The following is an 18953-nucleotide window of genomic DNA, read 5'->3' as shown; positions in this document are numbered from 1 at the left end:
CCGAACGCCTCAACCGACGACCTCGGAAAACACTCGACTACGACACCCCAGCCGATAGGATCACAGCACTGTTGCGCTGACCGGTTGAGTTCACCACGGTTTTCTTCGTCCGGGAGACGAGCCGGTGATAGTTAGTACCAGTTGCCATACAGGTCGCAGCCGCCGGTCTTCGCCGGGGCGTCCGTGCCGCCGTCTGCGTACCGGTGTGTGGTGCCCATGGCGCCCATGATATTTCCGCAGTCACTGAACAAGACTGCATGGGCGTACCAGGTGTCGGGGTTCGCGTCGTGGATGTTGTTGTCGTATGCCCATACGTCCTTGTTGCCGTTGCCGTAGCCGTAGCCGTGCTGGATGACGCCGCTGGTGCTTTCGACCTCGACGATCACCTCAGCTCCGGGGTGGTTGTACGCGAAATTCGCGGACCACTGCCAGTGCGCCATCACCGCGCCGCTGCAGGTGTCGTACTCCTGTTCCACCTGCCCGGCGTACTGGCCGTACGAGTAGTAGTTGCCGGGGTCGCCGATGTTGATCCAGCCGCTGCAGCTCAGCGGTGTCGCGTGGCTGGCGGCCTGCACTGGGGCGGCGAATCCGACGGTTGCGGCGGCTCCCGCGAGAGCCAGGGCGGTCAGAGTGCGGCGAGCAGACATGCGTTTCCCCCTTGATCATGAGCGATGCTCAGGTCTGAATCGAACTTATCTGCCCGTGGCGATGCGCGAACGAAGAACCACGACCCCTGCACAACTTCAGGCCCCCTATTACGGGTTGGCTCCAGCTGCATCGGCAGCAGCCAATGGTCTGTGGTCCGGCGGCGACAACAGCTTCAAACCAGATACCAGTCTCGTACGTCGCCACGTGACCTCCATGCTCGCGTGTTCGAACCGCCATTCGTCGGCTGCGCGTGGTGGCAGCCGGTTCGGTACTTGGCCTCACCGCGGAACGTGCCGGCCGACCATGGCGCTGACCTGACGGTCGCCTGACGCTTCCGGCACGAAGCGGCAGGACCAGGCTGCCCGAGACGACAGGGTGACGTCCCGTTTCCCGTACGAATCCGTACACCCGACTCATAGACTCTGACTGTCAGGGGCACGACCATATGGGGGCATTGTGGGTGAGCAGCACGGTTTGGTGCCGGATCCGGGCAGAGTGGAGGATCTGGCGGAGTTCATAGGTCTGTTGGGTGAGTTGCGTGTGTGGGCGGGGATGCCGTCCTACCGGGTGCTGGCCAAGCGGGTCGGGTCGGTGATGCGGCCACCGGGTGCCGTCTCGGTATCCACGGTCGCGGACGCGTTCAGGGTCGGGCGCCGTCGTCTGGATCTGGACCTGGTGGTGGCGATCGTCCGGGCCCTGGGGGCAGAGGAGGTGGTTGTCGCTCGCTGGCGCGAGGCCTGCGTCAGGGTCCACTCGCTGGCCAGGACCGGCGGCCCGGTCGGGGTGTTCGGGCAGCTGCCCACGGACCTTGCCACGTTCACCGGACGCCGTGAGGAACTCGCCCGGCTGATCGAGGCGGCCACGGACCCGCGCAGCAGTGAAGGAAGCTCCGGCGCGAACACGGTCGTGATCTCCGCGATCGAGGGCATGGCCGGTGTGGGCAAGACCCAGCTCGCGATCCACGCCGCCCACGAACTCGTCCGGGCGGGTCATTTCGCCGACGTGCAGCTGCATGTGAACCTGCGCGGCTTCGACCCCGAACGCCCGCCCGCGGACCCGTCCGCGGTGCTGGATGCCTTCCTGCGCCAGCTGGGCGTGTCGGCGCAGCAGATCCCCGCAAGTCGGGATGAGCGGGCTGCGATGTACCGCGACCGGCTGCGCCAGCGCAGTGTGCTGGTCCTGCTGGACAACGCCGCCGACGAGGACCAGGTCCGCGACCTCATCCCCGCCGGCCCGGGCTGCCTGGTCCTGGTCACCAGCCGCCGCAGCCTCGCCGGCCTCGACGGCGCCACCCCGCACCTGCTCGGCATCTTCACCGACGCCGAGGCGGTCGACCTGCTCGCCCGGATCGCCGGACACGACCGTGTGAGTGCCGAGCCTGAGGCGGCCAAGCGCATCGTGCAGCACTGCGGCCACCTCCCGCTCGCCCTCGGCCTCGTCGCCGCCCGGCTCCGCTCCCGCCCCATGTGGAGTCTCGCCGACCTCGCCGACCGGCTCGAAACCGGACGGCTGGAGGCGATCCGTGCAGGCGGACGCGCCCTGCGTCCCGTCTTCGACCTCTCTTACCGGGGCCTCGCCGCGCCGCTTCAGCGCGTCTTCCGCCTCCTCGGCCACCACCCCGGGCCCGATTTCACCGCCGCCCTGGTCGCCGCGCTCGCGGACATTCCCGAGAATGCGGCGGAGGAGGCGATCGAGCGGCTCCAGGACGAGAACCTGATCCGTCAGCACACGCCCGGCCGCTACGAACTGCACGACCTGCTGCGCGCCTACGCCGCTGAACTGGCTGGAGCCGACCCGGAGCCGGATCCCGTCGGGCCGCTGGCCCGGTTAGCCACCTGGGCCATGGCCACCGGCCATGCCGCGGCGCGCGCCATCGGCGCCCCGCCGCTCACCGGTTTCCTACCCGAAGGGTCCGGCGGGCCCATCTGCTTCGCCAGCTACGAAGAGGGCCTGACCTGGTTCGATCAGGAATGGCCGAACCTCACCGCTATCCAGGGATCCGCCGCCCGAGCGGGACTGAACCGCCTCACGTGGCAACTCGCCTTGGTCCAGAAGGAGTTCCGGATCGTCCGCTACCACCTTGACGGCTTTCCGGCGGTGCAGCAGCTCGCCGTCACGGCCGCGCAGGCCTGCGGGGACCAGGCCGCCCAGGCCCTGATGCTGGCCGGACTCGGCAGTGTCTACTGGCGGATCGACCGGCTCGACGAAGCAGAGGAAAGCTGCCTGCGGGCACTGCAGATCTACCGCACCGTCGTCATCAACCCCACAGGCGAGGGCTCGGCTCTGGTCGACCTCGGCGCGGTCCACACCCAACGTGGCAACAACGAGCGCGCCGTCGCTCTGTTCACACAGGCCCTCGACCTGCTTCAGGACGACGACGCGCGTCGGGCCCGCGCGACAGCGCTGCAGAACCGAGGCGTGATCCAACAGCGCCTGGGACGCCTCCCCCACGCCTTCGCGGACACCCGTCAGGCCCTCGCCATCTACCAGCAGCTGAGCGACCGACACAGGGAGTGTCTGGCCGTCGGCAACCTCGCCTTCTTCCACCTCGTCGACCGAGACCTCGACAACGCACTCGATCTCTACGGTGAGCAGGAACACCTCGCTCTCCTCCTCACCGACACCCTCCTCCAGGCCGACGCACTCCTCGGCACCGGCGAGACCCACGCCACCGCCGGCCACTTCGACCAGGCCCGACACGCCTGGCAGCAGGCACTCCACCTCTTCCAGGAGATCAGCCACCCCAAGGCAGCCGAGGCACGGCAACGACTCGACACCACCGAGAAAGAACAACCGAGCACCTGGACACCGACAGACTGGGAAGACCCTCGACGCCATCGGAAACCCGGGGCAGGCCACAACACCACAGAGAACAAGCAAGCCGAAGCACAAGCCGGCAACCCGAAAAGGGCGGAACTCCCCGACAGGGCCGGCACCCGACCTTGACCGCCTCGGCCCGTTGGTCCCTATCTTGCGCCGGCACAGAACACCGCTGGCACTTTGGGAGGGCGTTTAAGGTGAGCGAATTGCTCTTTATGTTCTAGTAGGTACCTCGCCACGTAGGTGTGGTTTCGTCCGTTATGCGCTTGGCAAGGTTGTCGATCGAAGCGATGTGGATCATGGCTTCGGAGCTGGCAGGGAGAGTCTCGTAGTCGCGAGCGAGACGGCGGTGCTGCATAGGCCAGCCGAAGCTACGCTCTACCACCCAGCGCCTTTTGACGATGTGAAAGCCGCGGATTTCAGATTTTCTGGGGACGACTTCGACGTCGATTCCAAGGCGGGCTCCGTGTTCGACGACGGCGTTCTTGAAGCCGGTGTCGACCCAGCTCTTGGAGATGGTCGGATAGGCCTTCTTGGCCTGGCCGAGGAGTCGTATCCCCAGGGCGTTCTCAGAAAGGCTTGCGGCGGTGACGGTAACGGCGAGGATGAGGCCGATCGTGTCGGTGAGGATGCCTCGCTTCCGGCCCACTATTTTCTTCGCGTTATGCCGGTCCCGGCATAACGGAAATTATCCGGGGCGGGCGGTTATGCCGACCCGACTACGAGCTCGCAGCTCAGCACGATATCCAGGCTGCCCCGGTCGGGATAATCGCGTCGCGACAGACCGCGGTCAACAGACTGGAGGACCGAGGCAACAGTAGGTCCGCAGGCTTCGTTTCAATGAAGAAATCCATGCTCACAGACGGTGAAACGGGCTTCCCGCCACGCCTGCCGAGGTTACCGGGGGCAACCCTCGGAGGACCGCCAAGGCTCCGGATTATGCCTGGCCAGCTGTCACCGAGTTCTCGTCGACCAAAGGTTATGCCCACAGATCGGCATAACCGCCTGCCCCGGATAATTCGCGGCGTCCGTTCCCTGGCTGTTCAGGGGTACGTTGGTGGAGGTCTTGACGCTCTGGGTGTCGATTACGGATGCGGTCGGCTCGGGTTTGCGGCCCTCTTTCACGCGGGCCAGGGCGGTCAGGTCGTAGTTGAGCTGGAGGAAGATTCCCTCGTCGCGCCAGGCCGAATAGTAGTAGCAGACGGTGGCGCGAGTCGGGAAGTCGTGCGGGAGGTATTTCCAGGCGATTCCCGTGCGGTTGACGTAGAGGATCGCGTTGAATACGTCGCGCAGTTCGACCGAGGCTGGCTGGCCGGTGGGTCTGCGGTCGAGTCGGGCTTTTCTCCAGGTCGTCAGGGTTGGTTCGATCAAGGCCCATCGGGCGTCGGACAGGTCGCTGGGGTACGGCTTCCGCTTGGTCACGGCACAGCAGTAGCGCACAGGGGTCGGAGGGATTCGTTCCGCTGTCTATCGGGCGGTTCTACAACTTTCTTAAACCAGACGGGTGTTGGGGGACAGAGCCGGATGAGACGGACGGACGAGCTCGCAACCAACATGCGGGCAATAGCTTAATAGAAGGAAAATCGTCATAAAGATGGGCACGGATAGAAGCGATTTACCGGATCAAAACTACATAAACGCCCTCCGAGAGGGCGGTTCGTGAGGGATTGTCCATTTCGGGGCAGGGCTTGGGCGAGGCGAGCTGGTCGCGAGTCCGCACGCCGGGCTGCGGGCGGGGCCGGGTGGACAAGCTACTGAGAACTGCCCGGTCGTTGGGACCGGGCAGTATCTCTGACTCAGTTATCGGGCCATTTCGTGGGCTGCCCCGACTGGTCTGGTGCGTTGGCTAGGTCAGGTTCCATTGCTGGTTGGAGGTGGCGTAGCAGTCGAAGATTTGCAGTTTGGTGCCGTTGGTCGTGCCGAAGCCGGTGGCGTCGAGGCACTTGCCGAAGGCTGTCAGCTGGTGGGTGGTCGGGTTGTAGGTCCACTGCTGGGCGGCGGTGCCGTTGCAGGGGTAGATGTCCACCGGGGTGCCGTTGTCGCTTGAAGCTCCGGCCACGTCCAGGCACTCGCCCAGGGCGCGGATGGTGCCGTCGCCGGGCTGGGACCAGGTCTGCGCCGCGGTGCTGTTGCAGTCGTACAGCTGGACCTGCGGGTTGTTGGTGGTGTTGGCCCCGGGGATGCCGACGCAGCGGCCGCTGCCGGCTCCGGTGATCGTGTGGATCGGCGAGACCCAGGACTGGTTGGCGGCGCCGGTGCACGAGCTGATCACGAGCTGTGTGCCGTTGGTCGCGGTGGACTCCGGATCGGTCAGGCACTTGCCGGAGTTGGGGTTGAGCAGGGCGCCGCTCGACTGGTGCTGCCAGATTTGGGCGCCGGTGCCGTTGCAGGTGTAGATCTGCACGGGGGTGCCGTCGTTGGTGCCGGCGCCTGCTACGTCCAGGCACGTGCTGTTCGCTCGGACGGTGCCGTCGGGGTGCTCGGACCACTGCTGGGCGGTGGTGCCGTTGCAGTCGTAGACCTCTACCTTGTTGGTGTCGTTGTTGTTGCCGCCGAACAGGTCGAGGCACTTGCCGCCGGGGCCGATCAGGGGGGTGGCCACGGGCGCGTCGGCGGGCACCACGGTCCACACGAAGCTGGTCGTGGCCAGCGCTCCGGCGCTGTCCTTGGCGGTGACGGTGACGGTGCTGGTGGTGGGGGTGGTCGGGGTGCCGGTGATCTGCCCGGTGGGGGATATGGAGGTGCCGGCCGGGAGCCCGGTGGCGGTGAAGCTCGGAGTCTGACCAGTGGTGGTGTCGGCGGCCGCGGCCTGCACGGACACCGGGGTGCCGGTCGGGCCTTCCTGGGGGCCGGGGCTGGTGAGGGTGAGCGGCTGGCCGAGCTGTGTGGAGGTGACGCTCAGCGTTCCTTTCAGAGGGAGGTTCGCGTCCGATGCGGCGTCACCCACGGCGATGCCGTAGGCGCCGGTGCTGGTGGTCAGGGCGCCAGCGGTGGAGTCGTAGTGCTGGAGGCTGGTCTGGGTCAGCTGGAAGGTGACGGTTTTGCTCTGCCCCGGCTGCAGGTCGACGCGTTCGAAGCCCTGCAGTTGCCTGACCGGCTCGCCGGCGGAGGCGGGCTGGGTGATGTAGAGCTGGGCGACGTCGGAGCCGGCGCGCGCGCCGGTGTTGGTGACGGTGGCGGTGACGGTGGCCGCACCGCCCTGCGGCAGCGTGCCGACGTGCAGGTTACTGAAGGAGAAGCTGGTGTAGGACTGGCCGTAGCCGAAGGGGAAGAGCGGCGTGATGTTCTTGGCGTCGTACCAGCGGTAGCCGACGTCGACGCCCTCGGAGTACTGCACGGTGCTGTTGGTGTTGGTGCCCGGCCATTGCGCGGTGGTGTTCGCGGGCACGTCGCTGAGCGACGTGGGGAAGGTCACCGGCAGGTGGCCGGAGGGGTTGGTGTCGCCGAACAGCAGGGAGGCGATGGCTGTGCCGGCCTGCTGACCCGGGTACCAGGCTTCCAGGACGCCCTTGACCGAGGAGAGCCAGGGCATGGTCACCGCGGAGCCGGTGTTGAGGACCACGATCGTGTTGGGGTTGGCCGCCGCGACCGCGGAGATCAGGGCGTTCTGCGACCCCAGGTCGATGTCGCCGAGGTCCGTGCCCTCGCCCTCGCCTTTGTTGACGAAGACCACGGCCACGCTGGAGGACGCCGCCAGTGCGGCGGCGGAGTTGGTGTTCGTGCCGTCGTCGTACTTGACGGTGGTTCCGTTGCCGGCCCGCTTCGTGATGGCGTCCAGCGGGGTGACCGTGCCGCTGGAGGCGACGTGCGCGCTGCCGCCGCCGGCGGTCATCGCGTTGGTGGAGGCGGCGCCGATCACCGCGATCGAGCCGGTGGACGCCGCCAGCGGGAGCGCGTTGTCGCTGTTCTTGAGCAGCACCGTGCCCTCGGCGGCGAGCTGCGCGGCGGTGCTCTGGTCGGTGGCGTTGGTGGCCGGTTGCGCGGGTGATCCGGTCGGTGCCTGGTCGAACTGGCCGAAGGCGAACATCTGGGTCAGGATCCGCGAGACGGCGGTGTCGATCGTGGACTGGCTCACTCGGCCGGCGGTGACGGCCGACTTCAGGGCGTTGCCGTATTTGCCGGGCGGCATGTCCTGGTCCAGGCCCGCGTTGGCCGCGTTCTCGATGTACGGCTGATACGGGTTGTTGTTGTCGTCGACCAGGCCCCCGTCCCAGTCGGAGGTGATGAAGCCGGTGAAGCCGAACTGCCTGCGCAGTGCGGAGTCCAGGATCTGGGTGTTCTGGCAGGCGGGGGTGTTGTTGATGGTGCTGTAGGAGCACATCACCGAGGAGGGTGCGCCCTGCTGCACGGCGGTCTGGAAGGCGGGCAGGTAGATCTCCTGCAGTGCCTGGTCGCTGACGATCGCGTTGTCGGCGGAGGTGTTGCGACCCTTCTCCTGGTTGTAGACGGCCAGGTGCTTGACCTGGGCCATCACTCCGGTGGACTGCACGCCGCGGATGTCGGCCGCGCCCATCTGCCCGTTGAGGTAGGGGTCCTCCCCGACGGTCTCGAAGGCGCGGCCCCAACGCGGGTCGCGCACGATGTTGATGGTGGGCCCGAGGTCGACCGTGGCGCCCTTGGCGGCCTGCTCGGCGCCGATGACCTGACCGTAGGTCTGCTCGGCGCCGGTGTCCCAGGTCGCGGCGATGTCCACCGGGGCCGGAAGCTGGGTCGCGCCCGTGAACCCCCAGTCGTCGCCCACGCCGGCCGGGCCGTCGTGCAGGTTCATCGCGGGTATGCACAGCGAACCGATCGCCGGCGTGGAACCGGCGTAGCGTGAGCCGCCGGACCCGGTCATCAACGCGATCTTCTGGTCGAGTGTCATCCGCGACAGCAGCTGGCTGACGCGCTGCGGGATCGGCGCGCTGGAGTGCACCCAGGGACACGCGGCGCTGACGCCGATCGCCGAGGCGGTATCGGCGCTCGCGGTCCCGGCGCCAGAACCCAGCGCGCCGGCACCACCGGCAACCAGGGCGAGGACAGTGAGGACCGCGGTGCGCCTCTTTGCTTGCGTTCGGGACTTGTGCATGGGACTTCCCAGGGATTGAGTGGATCCGGGCAGGACCGGGCGTGGACTGCCCGTTGGGGCTCAGTGGTGGTCATGGATCCGCGAAAGCCGCATGGCGCGCGACGATGCTGGGGCCACCATCAGGCAGGTGAGATCTCGCAGCCGCTGAGCCGAGGCGGCGCAGCGCCTGCTGTCGGCTACGGGAGGTTCCACCGCTGGTTGTCGTTGTGCCAGCAGTCGAAGATCTGGGTGCGGGTGGTGCTTGCGCCCCCACCGGTGTCGTCCAGGCACCGGCCGGACTGGGGGTTGTACAGGGAGCCGTCGCCTTGCGGCACCCAGGTCTGCGCGCCGGTGCCGTTGCAGGTGTAGAGCTGGACCGGGGTGCCGTTCGCGGTGGCGCCGCCCTGGACGTCCAGGCACTTGCCGAAGGCGTGGACGGTGTTGTCGGCGGGATCGACCGTCCAGGTCTGGGCGGTGGTGCCGTTGCAGGTGTAGACCTGCAACGGTGTGGTGTCGGCGGGGTTGGCGCCCTGGACGTCCAGGCACAGGCCCTGGTGGCCGGTGATGGTGCCGAAGCGGGTCGCGCCGCCGGGCCAGGTGAAGGTGGCCATGGCGCCGGCGGGCAGCGTGTAGCCGAAGGAGGAGCCCTGGTAGGAGACCTGGAAGGTCTGCGCGCTGGAGCCGGTGTTGTCGGCGATCAGGGCGATGGAGTGGTCGGGGTTCTCGAACGCCACGTTGTTGACGGTGCCCACGACGTTGGAGTCGATGCGCAGTGCGCCGGGCCTCACGAACTTGGAGAAGTGCCCGAGGACGTAGTACTCGGCGTTGTAGGTCACGTTGGCACCATCGGTGGTGACCGGGGCGGTGCACCCGCAGCCGTTGCCGATCTTCGGGCCGCCGTTGGCGTCGAGCGCGATGTTCCAGAAGGAGACCGTGCGCGACCAGTTGCGCAGGGCGTCGATCGCGGTGCCGCTGCCCTGGCCGATGATCTCACCGGCCCAGTCCGTGCCACCGGTCCACGAGTGTTCGGTTTCCAGTACGTCCGTGCCCGGGTACGCGTCGTGGACGGCCGTTTGGGCGCCCGGGTCGTGCGCGTCGTAGCCGTGCCAGGACACGCCGGCGGTGTTCGCGCCGGTGGCGGCCAGGACCTGCTTGGGATAACTCTGGTCGGGATAGGCGTTGGTGATGTCGTCCCAGTTGTCGTCCCAGGCCAGGAGCTTCGTGTGCTGGCCGGCGGCGGCCAGGTCCGGGGCCAGGTCGTTGATCACGGTGCTCTGCTGCTGCGGGGTCATCGCCATGCCCGGGTAGGACCCCGGGGCCCACGCCGGTTCGTTGGCGACGCTCAGGTAGCTGATCGGGATGCCCTGGCTCTGGTAGGCCTGCGCGAACTTCGTCAGGTACTGGGCGTAGACGGCCTCGTCCCCCGGTATCAGAGCCGCGCCCGCGGTGCCGAGCATGCTGGCGTTGGTCTTCATCCAGGCCGGCGCACTCCAGGGGGTGCCCATGAAGGTCAACTGGGGGTTCAGCGACAGCGCCTGCTGCAGCAGCGGGACGATGTAGGCCTGGTCCTTGGCGATGGAGAACTGGGACAACGTCGGGCCGGTCGAGCCCGGGTCCACGTCGTCCAGGCTGTAGAACGAACGCGAGAAGTCCGAGGTCCCGACGGGCTGGCGCAAGAAGCTCAACGAGATCCCGTCGGGTCCCGAGCCGAACAGGTTGTTCATGATGGCGTCACGGGACGGGGAGTTCCAGATGTCGTACGCGGACCCGTCCGTCAGCGAGCCGCCGAACCCCACGACCGACTGGTAGGTGGCGTCCGGATTGACCGTGATGACGTCGCCGGAACCACCGGCGCCGAAGGCGAGCGGGCTCTGCGGGGTCAGTTTGTTCGCCTGGTCGGCGGTGGTGAGCCAGACGTTCACGCCCGTGTCCGCGAACGACGTCGTGACCTGCGTCAACGCGACGACCGCGCTGGAGACCACCAACACCACTGCCATTGCTGCGTTCTGGAGCCGACCACGGGGCCGGCTCCGGTGATGGGTCGATCTGCTTTCCATGGTGCGGCCTTTCCATGGGGAACCAGGGTGGGTTCCTGCGGCTGCTGGGACTCCAACCGCTGGCACGCTGACGCTACGACCCATGAAAAATGACCGTCAAGAGTCAGAAACACACTTCCATTTCATCCTTTGAGTGGCAGAATCAGAGCCATGCCCTCTCCCGATCACCAGGGGCGTGCCGGCCAGGGCTCCGGCCGCGCCCTCCTTCCCTCCCGCCGCCGAGCCACCGTCCCCGGTGGCCGTCGCCGTGGCCTGCGAGGTCACTGATGACAAGCTCGCGCCGCCAGCGCACCCATGAACACATACTTCAGGCCCTCGCCCAGCACGGAGACCTGACCCGGGCCGAACTCAGCCGCCTGACCGGACTGTCGCGAAGCGCCATCGCCAGCGCGGTGACGCTGCTGTCCGACGAGGGGCTCCTGGCAGAGGAGACAGCCGGCCCCACCGGTCCATCCGCGCGGGGACGCCGACCCACCGTCATCGCCCTGCGGCGGCGACCCGGCGTCGTACTGGCGATCGACTTCGGCCACTCCCACATCACCGCCGCGATCGCCGACACCTCCGGAACTCTGCTCGCTGAGTGCTCCGCCGCCCTGGACGTCGACAGTCAGCCCCAGCAAGCGCTCGACACCGCAACGGAGCTGGCCGGACACGCGCTGGCGAGGGCAGGGCACACCTCGGGCGAGATCACCGGCATCGCCGCCGGAATCCCCGGCCCGCTCGACATCCGCACCCAGGTCGTCCGGGCACCCACCATCCTGCGCGAATGGATCGGCCTCAACCCGGCCGAAGAGCTGTCCCGCCGGTTCGGCAAGCCCGTCGCCGTCGCCAACGACGCCGACATGGGCGGCCGCGGGGAGCACACCTTCGGCGCCGCCCGTTCCATCGACGACTTCCTGTACATCAAAGCCAGCCACGGCATCGGAGCCGGACTGGTCCTGGGCGGCCGTACCTACCGCGGTTCCAGCGGCATCGCCGGCGAAATCGGCCACACCCACCTGGAGGGCGCCACCAACCTGTGCCGCTGCGGCAACCGCGGCTGCCTGGAAACCGTCGTATCCATCACCGAAGTACGCCGCGAACTGGCCCACGTCCTGCCCACCGAGCACCCGACCGACCAAGCCCGTCCGACCGCGGCTGACCCGCCCTCGCTCGCAGATCTCGCCACCAGGCCCGCCGCCGCCCGCGTCATCACCGACGCCGGACGAACCCTCGGCCTGGTCCTGGCCGACCTCGTCAACTGCCTCAACCCAGCCGCGATCATCCTCGGCGGCGAACTCGGCGAAGCCGGCGAGCCCCTGGCAGAAGGCGTCCGCGAGTCCATCAACCGATACGCCCAACCCGCCAGCGCCAAAGCCGTCACCATCACAGCCAGCACACTCCAACAACGCTCCGAACTCCTCGGCGCCGTGGCAACCGCCATCCAGCAATCCGCCATCGGCTGAGGGATCTGCCCGAGCTCCTGGACAGGGACGAGCTCTCGGTACTGGTGCTGGCCGCCTCGGTACACGACAACGCCGCCGACATCGCGTTACTGGACAAGGGCGCCGCCGGCGCCTCCACCGTCCACAAGGCACTGATGGACAGCGGAGGCGCCGGCATCAACTCGTCCCGGTTCCTTGCGTCGGGGTGCCGAAGCCCCGAGTCGCACAACTGTGCCACGCCGCATCGGCGAGGGCCCGCGATTTCTTGATCCGCTGCCGCCCTGAGCCTGGGCCGCGACCCGCGCCTCCCGCTGGCCGACCCCGCACCCCGCCCCACCGGCCCGGCGAAGATCTGCACCCAGCACACCGTCACCATCCCCGCCCAGGCCGGAGCCCAGCACCACCAGGCCCTGCCCTACGGCAGCGAAGACTGGCAACGCGTCTACCACCGGCTTAGAAACAGCGTCGAGCACTTCAACTCGTTCGCCAAGGACGACCTCTACGAAGCGATCGAGCACCCCGGCACCCGACGCATCCGCGGCATCGCTGCCCAGACCCTCCTCCTGGCCTTCCAACTCGCCCACGCCAACCGACGCAAGATCAGCACCTGGCTCGACACCCTCACCCACCCCGACCAACCAGCCAAACGCCGCCCCACCCGCAGACGCCCCACCAAGGAACCCGGCACCTGGACCCCCACCGGACGACTCCAACCCGCCGCCAGCTGAGAACCCGCCCCCGGACCACCACGGCACCGCCCTGCCCGAAACCACCCGGGCGGCCCGACCTACCAGCACCAACGAGAAAAGGTGCCTCCCCAGCGACTTTCGTCACTGTGAGAAGCACCTTTTCGTCGGTGTTTCGCGACCCCACCAAGGTCGTCCTCGACTACAAGGTCGTCGATACCAACGGCACAAGCCTGGATTGCGGACACCAGAGACCTCCGGGGCCGCTGACTCCGAGCCGGTCTGATCCGAAAGGGCTTCGGCCCAGGTGGCAGCGAGGTTCACGAGGTACTCCTCCAGCGAGGCGCGTCGAGGTCGGGCTGATCGGGGCTGGCGAAGTGGAACGGCACGGCGAACTGCTCGGCCAGGGCGCGACCGACCGTCTCTGCTTCCTGCGCCTCGGGCCACGGCGGAACCGTGCCGTTGAACAGTCTCATGTCACTGCCGTGCCGGATCATGGCGAGCCGGTGCTCGGTAGCCGGGTCGTCCGTGAGCGCTATCAGGTCCACGCACCACCCATCGGTGTCCCCGTCCCACACTGCCTCGATGGCGACCGGTCGGCCGGGCAGAGCCTCCACCTTCTCCACCAGCGTCACCAGTTCCAGCGGAGGCGTCGGATAGCGCTCGAACCGCTGGCCCAGCTCCCGGTAGCGCGCCGCCACCACGTCGAGTGTGTCGTACAGGCCCGGCCTGGAATCGTCCGGGAACGCCTCGCGCAGGCGCTTGACCGCCGCGAGCCGGCGGTCCTGGTGGATGAGGATGTCAACCGCGGCGCGGTCATCGGCTGGCAGTTCAGCCCAGATCGGGGAGTCCATGCCGGTATTCAAACGGTCGCGGCTGCAACCTCCGCATCCGGGGCATCACCTGGAGGCAGAGCGCACCGGTCCGACGGCCACTACGGTCTGGTGATGTCGTGGGCGGCGAGGTAGTCGGCCCAGCTGCTCTGGGCGTACTTCGCCCATCGGTGCGCGGTGCTGGGGTGGAGGCCGAAGAGGTCGCTGACCACAATCGGCGGGAGTTCAGACACGACGTCGATCATGGCTGTGTTGCGGGCGCTGATGGTCGGCAGCCCGTTGCGCCTCAGCAGGTTATGGATGGAACCGGGGTTCTGGGGCCTGCTGGCCGGGCGGCCCGGCAACAGGTATCGGATGCCGTCGCTGGACTCGTGGAGCACTGACCTGCTGCCGAGGCCGTTCATCTGCAGCTCGACCAGTCGTGCCAGTTTGGGCGGCAGGAGCACGGGGTTGCGCTCGACGGTGAGGTAGGCACCGTGCTCGTCACGGTGGAACCGGTCGCAGGTCAGTGCCACGATACGGGTGGTCGACAGGCCGTAGAGCCTGGTCAATGCGCCGACGATGCGGGCGGGCAGAGGCAGGGAGTCGTCGTTGAGGCAGCGCTTGAGCTGCTCCAACTGATCGGCTTCGGAGAGGAATCGCGAGGGGAACGCGACCGCGGCGCGGTCGAGAGTGATCTTCCCGGTCAGGCGTCGGGCGACCGTCCAGTTGAGGAACGAGTGCAGTCCCGCGCGTCGCGTCGGGTAGCTGGTGGCCCACAGGTCCAAGACCTGCTGGGTCGTGGAGGCGAGGTCGTGGCCCTGGGTGTCAAGCCAGGCCAGGAACTCGACCGCGACCCTGATGTCCGTGCGGTCAGCGGACGCGGCCCCGGTGGTATACCGGCCGCGGGCAGCCCGTCGTCGCGCGTCGCGCACCACATGCCACTCCGCGAAGGGCCCGATGATCCGCCGGTGCTGGGGCGGGAGCTGGTCGAGCGTGTCCTTGAGCCACAGCTGCAGTCGCGCGAGGGGTTCATGCCTGCGTGGAAGGACGCCCGTGGTGACCAGCATCTCGCGGACGTAATCGGTGATGCGGTCCTGCGGCAGCGCGTCCACGTGCTCGTGCCTGATCTCCCCATGCTCGGACACCAGGCGGGCCAGCAGTTTCGCACTGGGCAGCCTGTCGATCCACCGCCGCACCGAGTAGGGGTAGCGGGCCGTGCCCAGAGCGTCGGCCAAGGGCTGCAACTGATCGGACACGACACCATCGCTATCCCCGAGCAGCTCGCGGACGCGGTCCCGGACGTAGCAGGTGATGCACCGGCCATCGGCTGCAGGCCGCCCCGCAGAATCGCAGCGCCGGCAGCGGTACTCCAAGCCGTCCGCCCCCGCGCACGGTCCGCAGATACCGTGGCCCCCGGTCGATCGGCCCACCAGGACAGCTGTATTCCCGCAGTTGGCGCAAGGCGCTGGCCGCCGCCGGAGCCGTGCGTAGCAGGGGTCGCAGACGGGGCCCAGCGGCCACGTCGTCGCGTAGGGCGCGAGTGCCCCGCAGTTGCCGCAGGTCTTGAGCGGTCGTGGTGCGCAGGGACGGCAGTGGAACTGCTCACTCCCGACCCGGTAGCCGGGGCGGATCCGTCCGCAGCGCACGCACTCGGCTGGGAAGGCTCCGCTGTAGCAGCCGTGGCAGATGTCGGGATGGTCGTCGTTCGCCTTCGCGGCTACCTGGCGAACCCGACCGCACCGACCACACGGACGTGGCGGCGTGTCGTAGCAGGCCCGGCAGACCGGACCGTCTTCCTGATTGGCAGCCACGGGTCGGACCGCCTTGCAGCGCACGCATGCACGTTCCGGTCGCGGAGCACAAGCCCGGCAGCAGGCGGCGCCGTCCGCACCCCGGACATGCACGGCCCGGCGGCGGCCGCACATGGCGCATTCGCGCACGGCCTGGGGGTCGACGCTGTAGCAGCGGCGGCAGATCGGGCCGTCCTCGCGGTGAGTGACGATGTGGCCGTCGCGTTGGCAGCGGGCGCACTGTCTCTGCAGGGACTTGGCCGCGCACCAGTCGCAGCTTCGGCCTTGTGGGGTCAGGCTGCGCAGGGGCCGGTCGGTCTCGCAGTCCCCGCAACAATGGCCAGAGCGCCTGGTTCAGGACCGGTCTGTGGGACTCCGCGCATGAAGGCCAGATCGCCAGGGGGATCCTCGCCCTCATCCAGGAACTCGACCAGACCGAGGAACTGGACGCCTCGCCGAAGACGACCCTGCCGTCGATGGTCGACAGTTCGGCAAGGATCTTCCAGCGACGGTAGTCGCCGGACGGGTAAGTCCGAGCCCTCGAGACCACCTCGTCGGCCTTGACCCGCTTCCGTCTGCCGCCCATGCCCAACATTCATCCCCCACTGTGCTGGCGATGCCGATGAGTCGCCAGACGTCGCGCCATCGACGCCAGAACATTCGCACAACAGGCATGGCCAGGCATCACGAGGGTCGCCATCCCGCAGCAGCGACAGGCATGCCGCCGAACAGCCCGGTCCAGTTCCCTTCCGCTGTCGGGCAGCGATATCCACGGAAGCGAAGTGCCACCGCACGGCGGCAGCAGGCTGTCCGCCGTCGGGCGGCGGCCGTGACGCTGACGGTCGTGGTCGTGGTCGTGGTCGTGGTGGAACTGATCCCCGGCGCGTTGAGCCCGAGCCCGCCCCCGGCGGCAACCATCGGGTCGACCAGAGCGCGCAGCGATGCGGCGTCGGTGGGGGCGAGGTGAGCGTCGTTGGTCGGCGGGGGCGGATGGGAGCGCTTCGGCGGCGTGCCGGTCGGGCCGCGCGCCGGGGTGGGCAGCCGCGGGACCGGCGAGGCCTGGCGCTGCGCCATCGGCCGCCTGGTCGACGCCGCCCCGGGTACTGCATCGGTGCGCAGCCGGGGAGGGTGAGAGCATTCCTGGTGGCGTGGCGGTAGTCGTAGCCTGGCTCCGGGTCCTGCCACATCCCCCCGATGGCAGGGCCCACCAGCGTGTGGGCGGCGTGCGGCAGGGCAGACTGCCGGTGGCCGCCCCCGGCGCACAACCCAAGGTCGAGGCTGGGGACGGCCACCGCTTCACTCCCAGTCCCCCTGGTCCCCCGCCGCGCCGGGTCACGGGCGTCGTGTCCTCGGGCAGTGCGGCCCAGTCGATCATCCAGGCGACGCAGTCCGGGCTCTGGGCGATACCGACGTCCTCGCCGTCGATCCGCACCGGCCGCCCCGGCCCCAGGGGCCGACTCCATCCCGGGGTGGTGTGGCTGACCGGTCCGGTCGGTAGGCCGTCAGCTGGTGGGGAGCGCCCCGGACCAGCGCTTGTAGAGGTAGCGGTAGCCCGGGGCGGTGGTGTCCATGACCTGGCTGACCGGGATGCCGAACGGCACCATCACGTCGCTCGGGCTGACGGGGTCGCCATCCAAGGTGTTTCCGTCATAGGCGTGCGCCAGATTCGGGTAGCGCTGCTGCCACTCGAACCAGAGCAGGTCGATGAAGGCGTGGTGGACCCAGAACAGCGGGTCGTTGACGGAGTACATGAAGGTCATGTCCCCGTTGTTGCCGCCGATGTTCGCGTGGACGGTGCTCTGCGGCCCGCTCTCGATCTGGCGCAGGAAGCCGTCGTAGCTGTTGGTGAATTTCCGCAGGATCGCCTCGATGTTCTGCGCGGAGTAGAACGGGGTGATGCGGCTTCCGTCGTCGAACTGCCGGCGCAGCGGGTGTGTCTGTGGGATGGCGGCGGTCCAGTTCGCGAACGGCCCGTCGACGACCGCTTGGTCCTCCTCCCGCCCGTTGCCGCCGAAGTAGTCGGACGTGAGGATGACCGATGCCGCCGGGTCGGCCGCGTCGATGGTCCAGTCCCAGTAGGGCAGCACCACGGTCGGGTCGATGCTCTGCAGGGCCACCTCGAAGCGGCGCAGGAACTCCCGGTGCCACGGGAAGAACGCGGGCACACCATGCGCCTGCGGCACGTTGTCGTAGTGCACTGCGACGAACTGGTCGTAATGGTTCCCTGTGCCACCGGCCGCGTGCAGCTCGCTGACCGCGGCCGCGAACGCCCGAAACTGGTCCAGCGTCAGGTCACGGACCTCCGGCCGGGTCACGATCGTGCCGTCATCCACGCTGCCATCTCCCCATTTCGTCCGATATGACGATCCGCAGCATGCCCAGGCAGGTCGCGGCTATGCCTCCGGGCCTGCGGCGGGCTGAGGTGTTCCGGTCGGGCGCTGGGCTGCTGACGCTACGTCAGCCCGAGTCGCTTTCGCGGGTCCGCGGGACCTGGTCGCGGTGCTGGCGTTCCTTCTCTTCGAGCAGCGCGACCAGCCTGCCGCGCAGCGGCTCGCCGATCCCGGCATACCGCGCTTCGCGCTCCGCCCGAGTGACCCGGGCCGGGGCCGGGGCCGGCCGGGACGGTGCCGCAGCCTGGGCGGGCCGGGCGGTGCCGCGCTGGCCCACCGCACGGGTGTCGGGCTTGTAGTGAGGTCCTCGCGGCGGCGGCGCGCCGGGCAAGGCTACGGCGTCCGTCCCCGGCGCTGTTGTTTCTCTGCTGTCCGACCGCGGCGGCCCCTTCGACCTGGACCAGGCCGCTGCCGAAGAGGAGGACGACGGGTCCACCGCGAGCAGCGAGGGCTGACCCGCCCGCCCGGTGCCGGACCACGGGTTTCACGCCGCGTGGTAGAGCATCGCGGGTCCGATGGTGGTGGGTCCGAAGCGTCGTCGGGCCTTGTCGGTGGCGGCTTCGAGGCGGTGGCCGCGTTCGTCGGCCGGGTCGAGGGTGAGCTGGTGTGTGGCGGTGGTCTGGTCCGCGAGTTCCACGGTGAGGGTGACGGCACGTACGCGGGCGCGCTGCAGGGCGAGGGCATCGAGCGCCTTGAGGCTGGCCTGGGTCAGGGCTGGGGTGTGGTCGGTGGCCTCGGGCAGGGTGCGGGTGCGGGTGGTGGTGCTGCGGTCGGCGTGTCGGATGTCCACCGTCACCGTGCGGGCGAACGTGCTGCTGTCGCGCAGGAGCGCACCGAGGTCGTGGACCAGGGTCAGGACGGCGCGGCGGTGGGCGCCGGCGTCCAGGGTGTCGTGGTTGAAGCGGTGGGTGCGGGTGATCGTGCGGGGTGGGGCTGTGGGGGTGACGGGGCGCGGGTCGTGGGCGTGGGCGTGGTGGTGGGCCTGCAGGCCGGCGCTGGTGCCGAGGATGCGCTGGAGGGTGGGCAGCGGGGTGCGGGCGAGGTCGCCGACGGTGTCCAGGCCGTAGTTGGCCAGGGTGCGGGCGGTCGCGGGGCCGATGCCGGGCAGGGCGCGGGCGGGCCGGGGGTGCAGGAACCGCACGATGGCGTGGTCGTCGTCGGGCACGGCCAGCAGGTGGCCTGGTTCGGCGGCGTTGGCGGCGATGGCGGCGAGCATCCGGGAGGGGCCCAGGCCCGCGGTGGTGGTCACCCCGGCCAGGGCGACGGTGCGCAGCCG

12 protein-coding genes and 1 pseudogene are annotated in these 18953 nt (G+C 68.7%); 2 read left to right on the top strand and 11 right to left on the bottom strand.

The genetic code is table 11. The features are described from left to right. Positions 1 to 131: 131 nt before the first annotated feature. Positions 132 to 647, bottom strand: a complete 516-nt coding sequence (locus tag ABH925_RS36530) for a hypothetical protein (protein WP_370155726.1) — start codon at positions 645 to 647, stop codon at positions 132 to 134. Positions 648 to 1173: 526 nt separating this feature from the next. Here ABH925_RS36530 and ABH925_RS36525 point away from each other — a divergent pair. Continuing rightward, complete coding sequence (locus ABH925_RS36525; RefSeq protein ID WP_370155725.1) at positions 1174 to 3594, top strand: tetratricopeptide repeat protein; 2421 nt, start codon at positions 1174 to 1176, stop codon at positions 3592 to 3594. Between the two features lie 94 nt (positions 3595 to 3688). Here ABH925_RS36525 and ABH925_RS36520 read toward each other — a convergent pair. The 4 genes and pseudogenes from ABH925_RS36520 to ABH925_RS36505 all read right to left on the bottom strand — a co-directional run. Further along, positions 3689 to 4129 (bottom strand): annotated as a pseudogene (locus ABH925_RS36520) (transposase); the annotation flags it as partial. 293 nt (positions 4130 to 4422) lie between these two features. Next, entirely contained in the window at positions 4423 to 4890 is a 468-nt protein-coding gene (locus ABH925_RS36515) for a transposase (protein WP_370155724.1), read from the bottom strand. Positions 4891 to 5314: 424 nt separating this feature from the next. Beyond that, a complete protein-coding gene (locus tag ABH925_RS36510) occupies positions 5315 to 8536 on the bottom strand; it encodes a glycoside hydrolase family 3 C-terminal domain-containing protein (RefSeq protein ID WP_370155722.1) in 3222 nt (1073 codons plus the stop codon). Positions 8537 to 8712: 176 nt separating this feature from the next. After that, a complete protein-coding gene (locus ABH925_RS36505; protein ID WP_370155719.1) occupies positions 8713 to 10512 on the bottom strand; it encodes a ricin-type beta-trefoil lectin domain protein in 1800 nt (599 codons plus the stop codon). Positions 10513 to 10838: 326 nt separating this feature from the next. Here ABH925_RS36505 and ABH925_RS36500 point away from each other — a divergent pair, with 326 nt between their 5' ends. Further along, complete coding sequence (locus tag ABH925_RS36500) at positions 10839 to 12017, top strand: ROK family transcriptional regulator (RefSeq protein WP_370155717.1); 1179 nt, start codon at positions 10839 to 10841, stop codon at positions 12015 to 12017. A 985-nt stretch (positions 12018 to 13002) separates the two neighbouring features. Here the strand turns inward: ABH925_RS36500 and ABH925_RS36495 are convergent. The 6 genes from ABH925_RS36495 to ABH925_RS36470 form a co-directional block, all read right to left on the bottom strand. Next, entirely contained in the window at positions 13003 to 13536 is a 534-nt protein-coding gene (locus ABH925_RS36495; protein ID WP_370155715.1) for a hypothetical protein, read from the bottom strand. Positions 13537 to 13616: 80 nt separating this feature from the next. After that, entirely contained in the window at positions 13617 to 14753 is a 1137-nt protein-coding gene (locus ABH925_RS36490; protein WP_370155713.1) for a hypothetical protein, read from the bottom strand. A gap of 1218 nt (positions 14754 to 15971) precedes the next feature. Continuing rightward, positions 15972 to 16361 carry a hypothetical protein gene (locus ABH925_RS36485; protein ID WP_370155711.1) on the bottom strand — a complete coding sequence of 130 codons (390 nt, stop codon included), beginning with the start codon at positions 16359 to 16361 and terminating at the stop codon, positions 15972 to 15974. 428 nt (positions 16362 to 16789) lie between these two features. Then, positions 16790 to 17620 (bottom strand): tyrosinase family protein, encoded by an 831-nt coding sequence (locus ABH925_RS36480; RefSeq protein ID WP_370155709.1) that lies wholly within the window; start codon positions 17618 to 17620, stop codon positions 16790 to 16792. Positions 17621 to 17744: 124 nt separating this feature from the next. Then, the gene (locus tag ABH925_RS36475) at positions 17745 to 17954 is read right to left on the bottom strand and encodes a hypothetical protein (RefSeq protein WP_370155707.1); all 210 of its coding nucleotides are present in this window, start codon (positions 17952 to 17954) and stop codon (positions 17745 to 17747) included. A gap of 207 nt (positions 17955 to 18161) precedes the next feature. After that, positions 18162 to 18953, bottom strand: a 792-nt coding sequence (locus tag ABH925_RS36470) for a hypothetical protein (RefSeq protein ID WP_370155704.1), incomplete at its 5' end; no start/stop codon positions are given.

The organism is Streptacidiphilus sp. EB129, from assembly GCF_041262645.1.
In the GTDB taxonomy this organism is placed as follows: Bacteria; Actinomycetota; Actinomycetes; order Streptomycetales; family Streptomycetaceae; genus Streptacidiphilus.
This window is presented reverse-complemented; position numbering and strand designations above follow the sequence as displayed.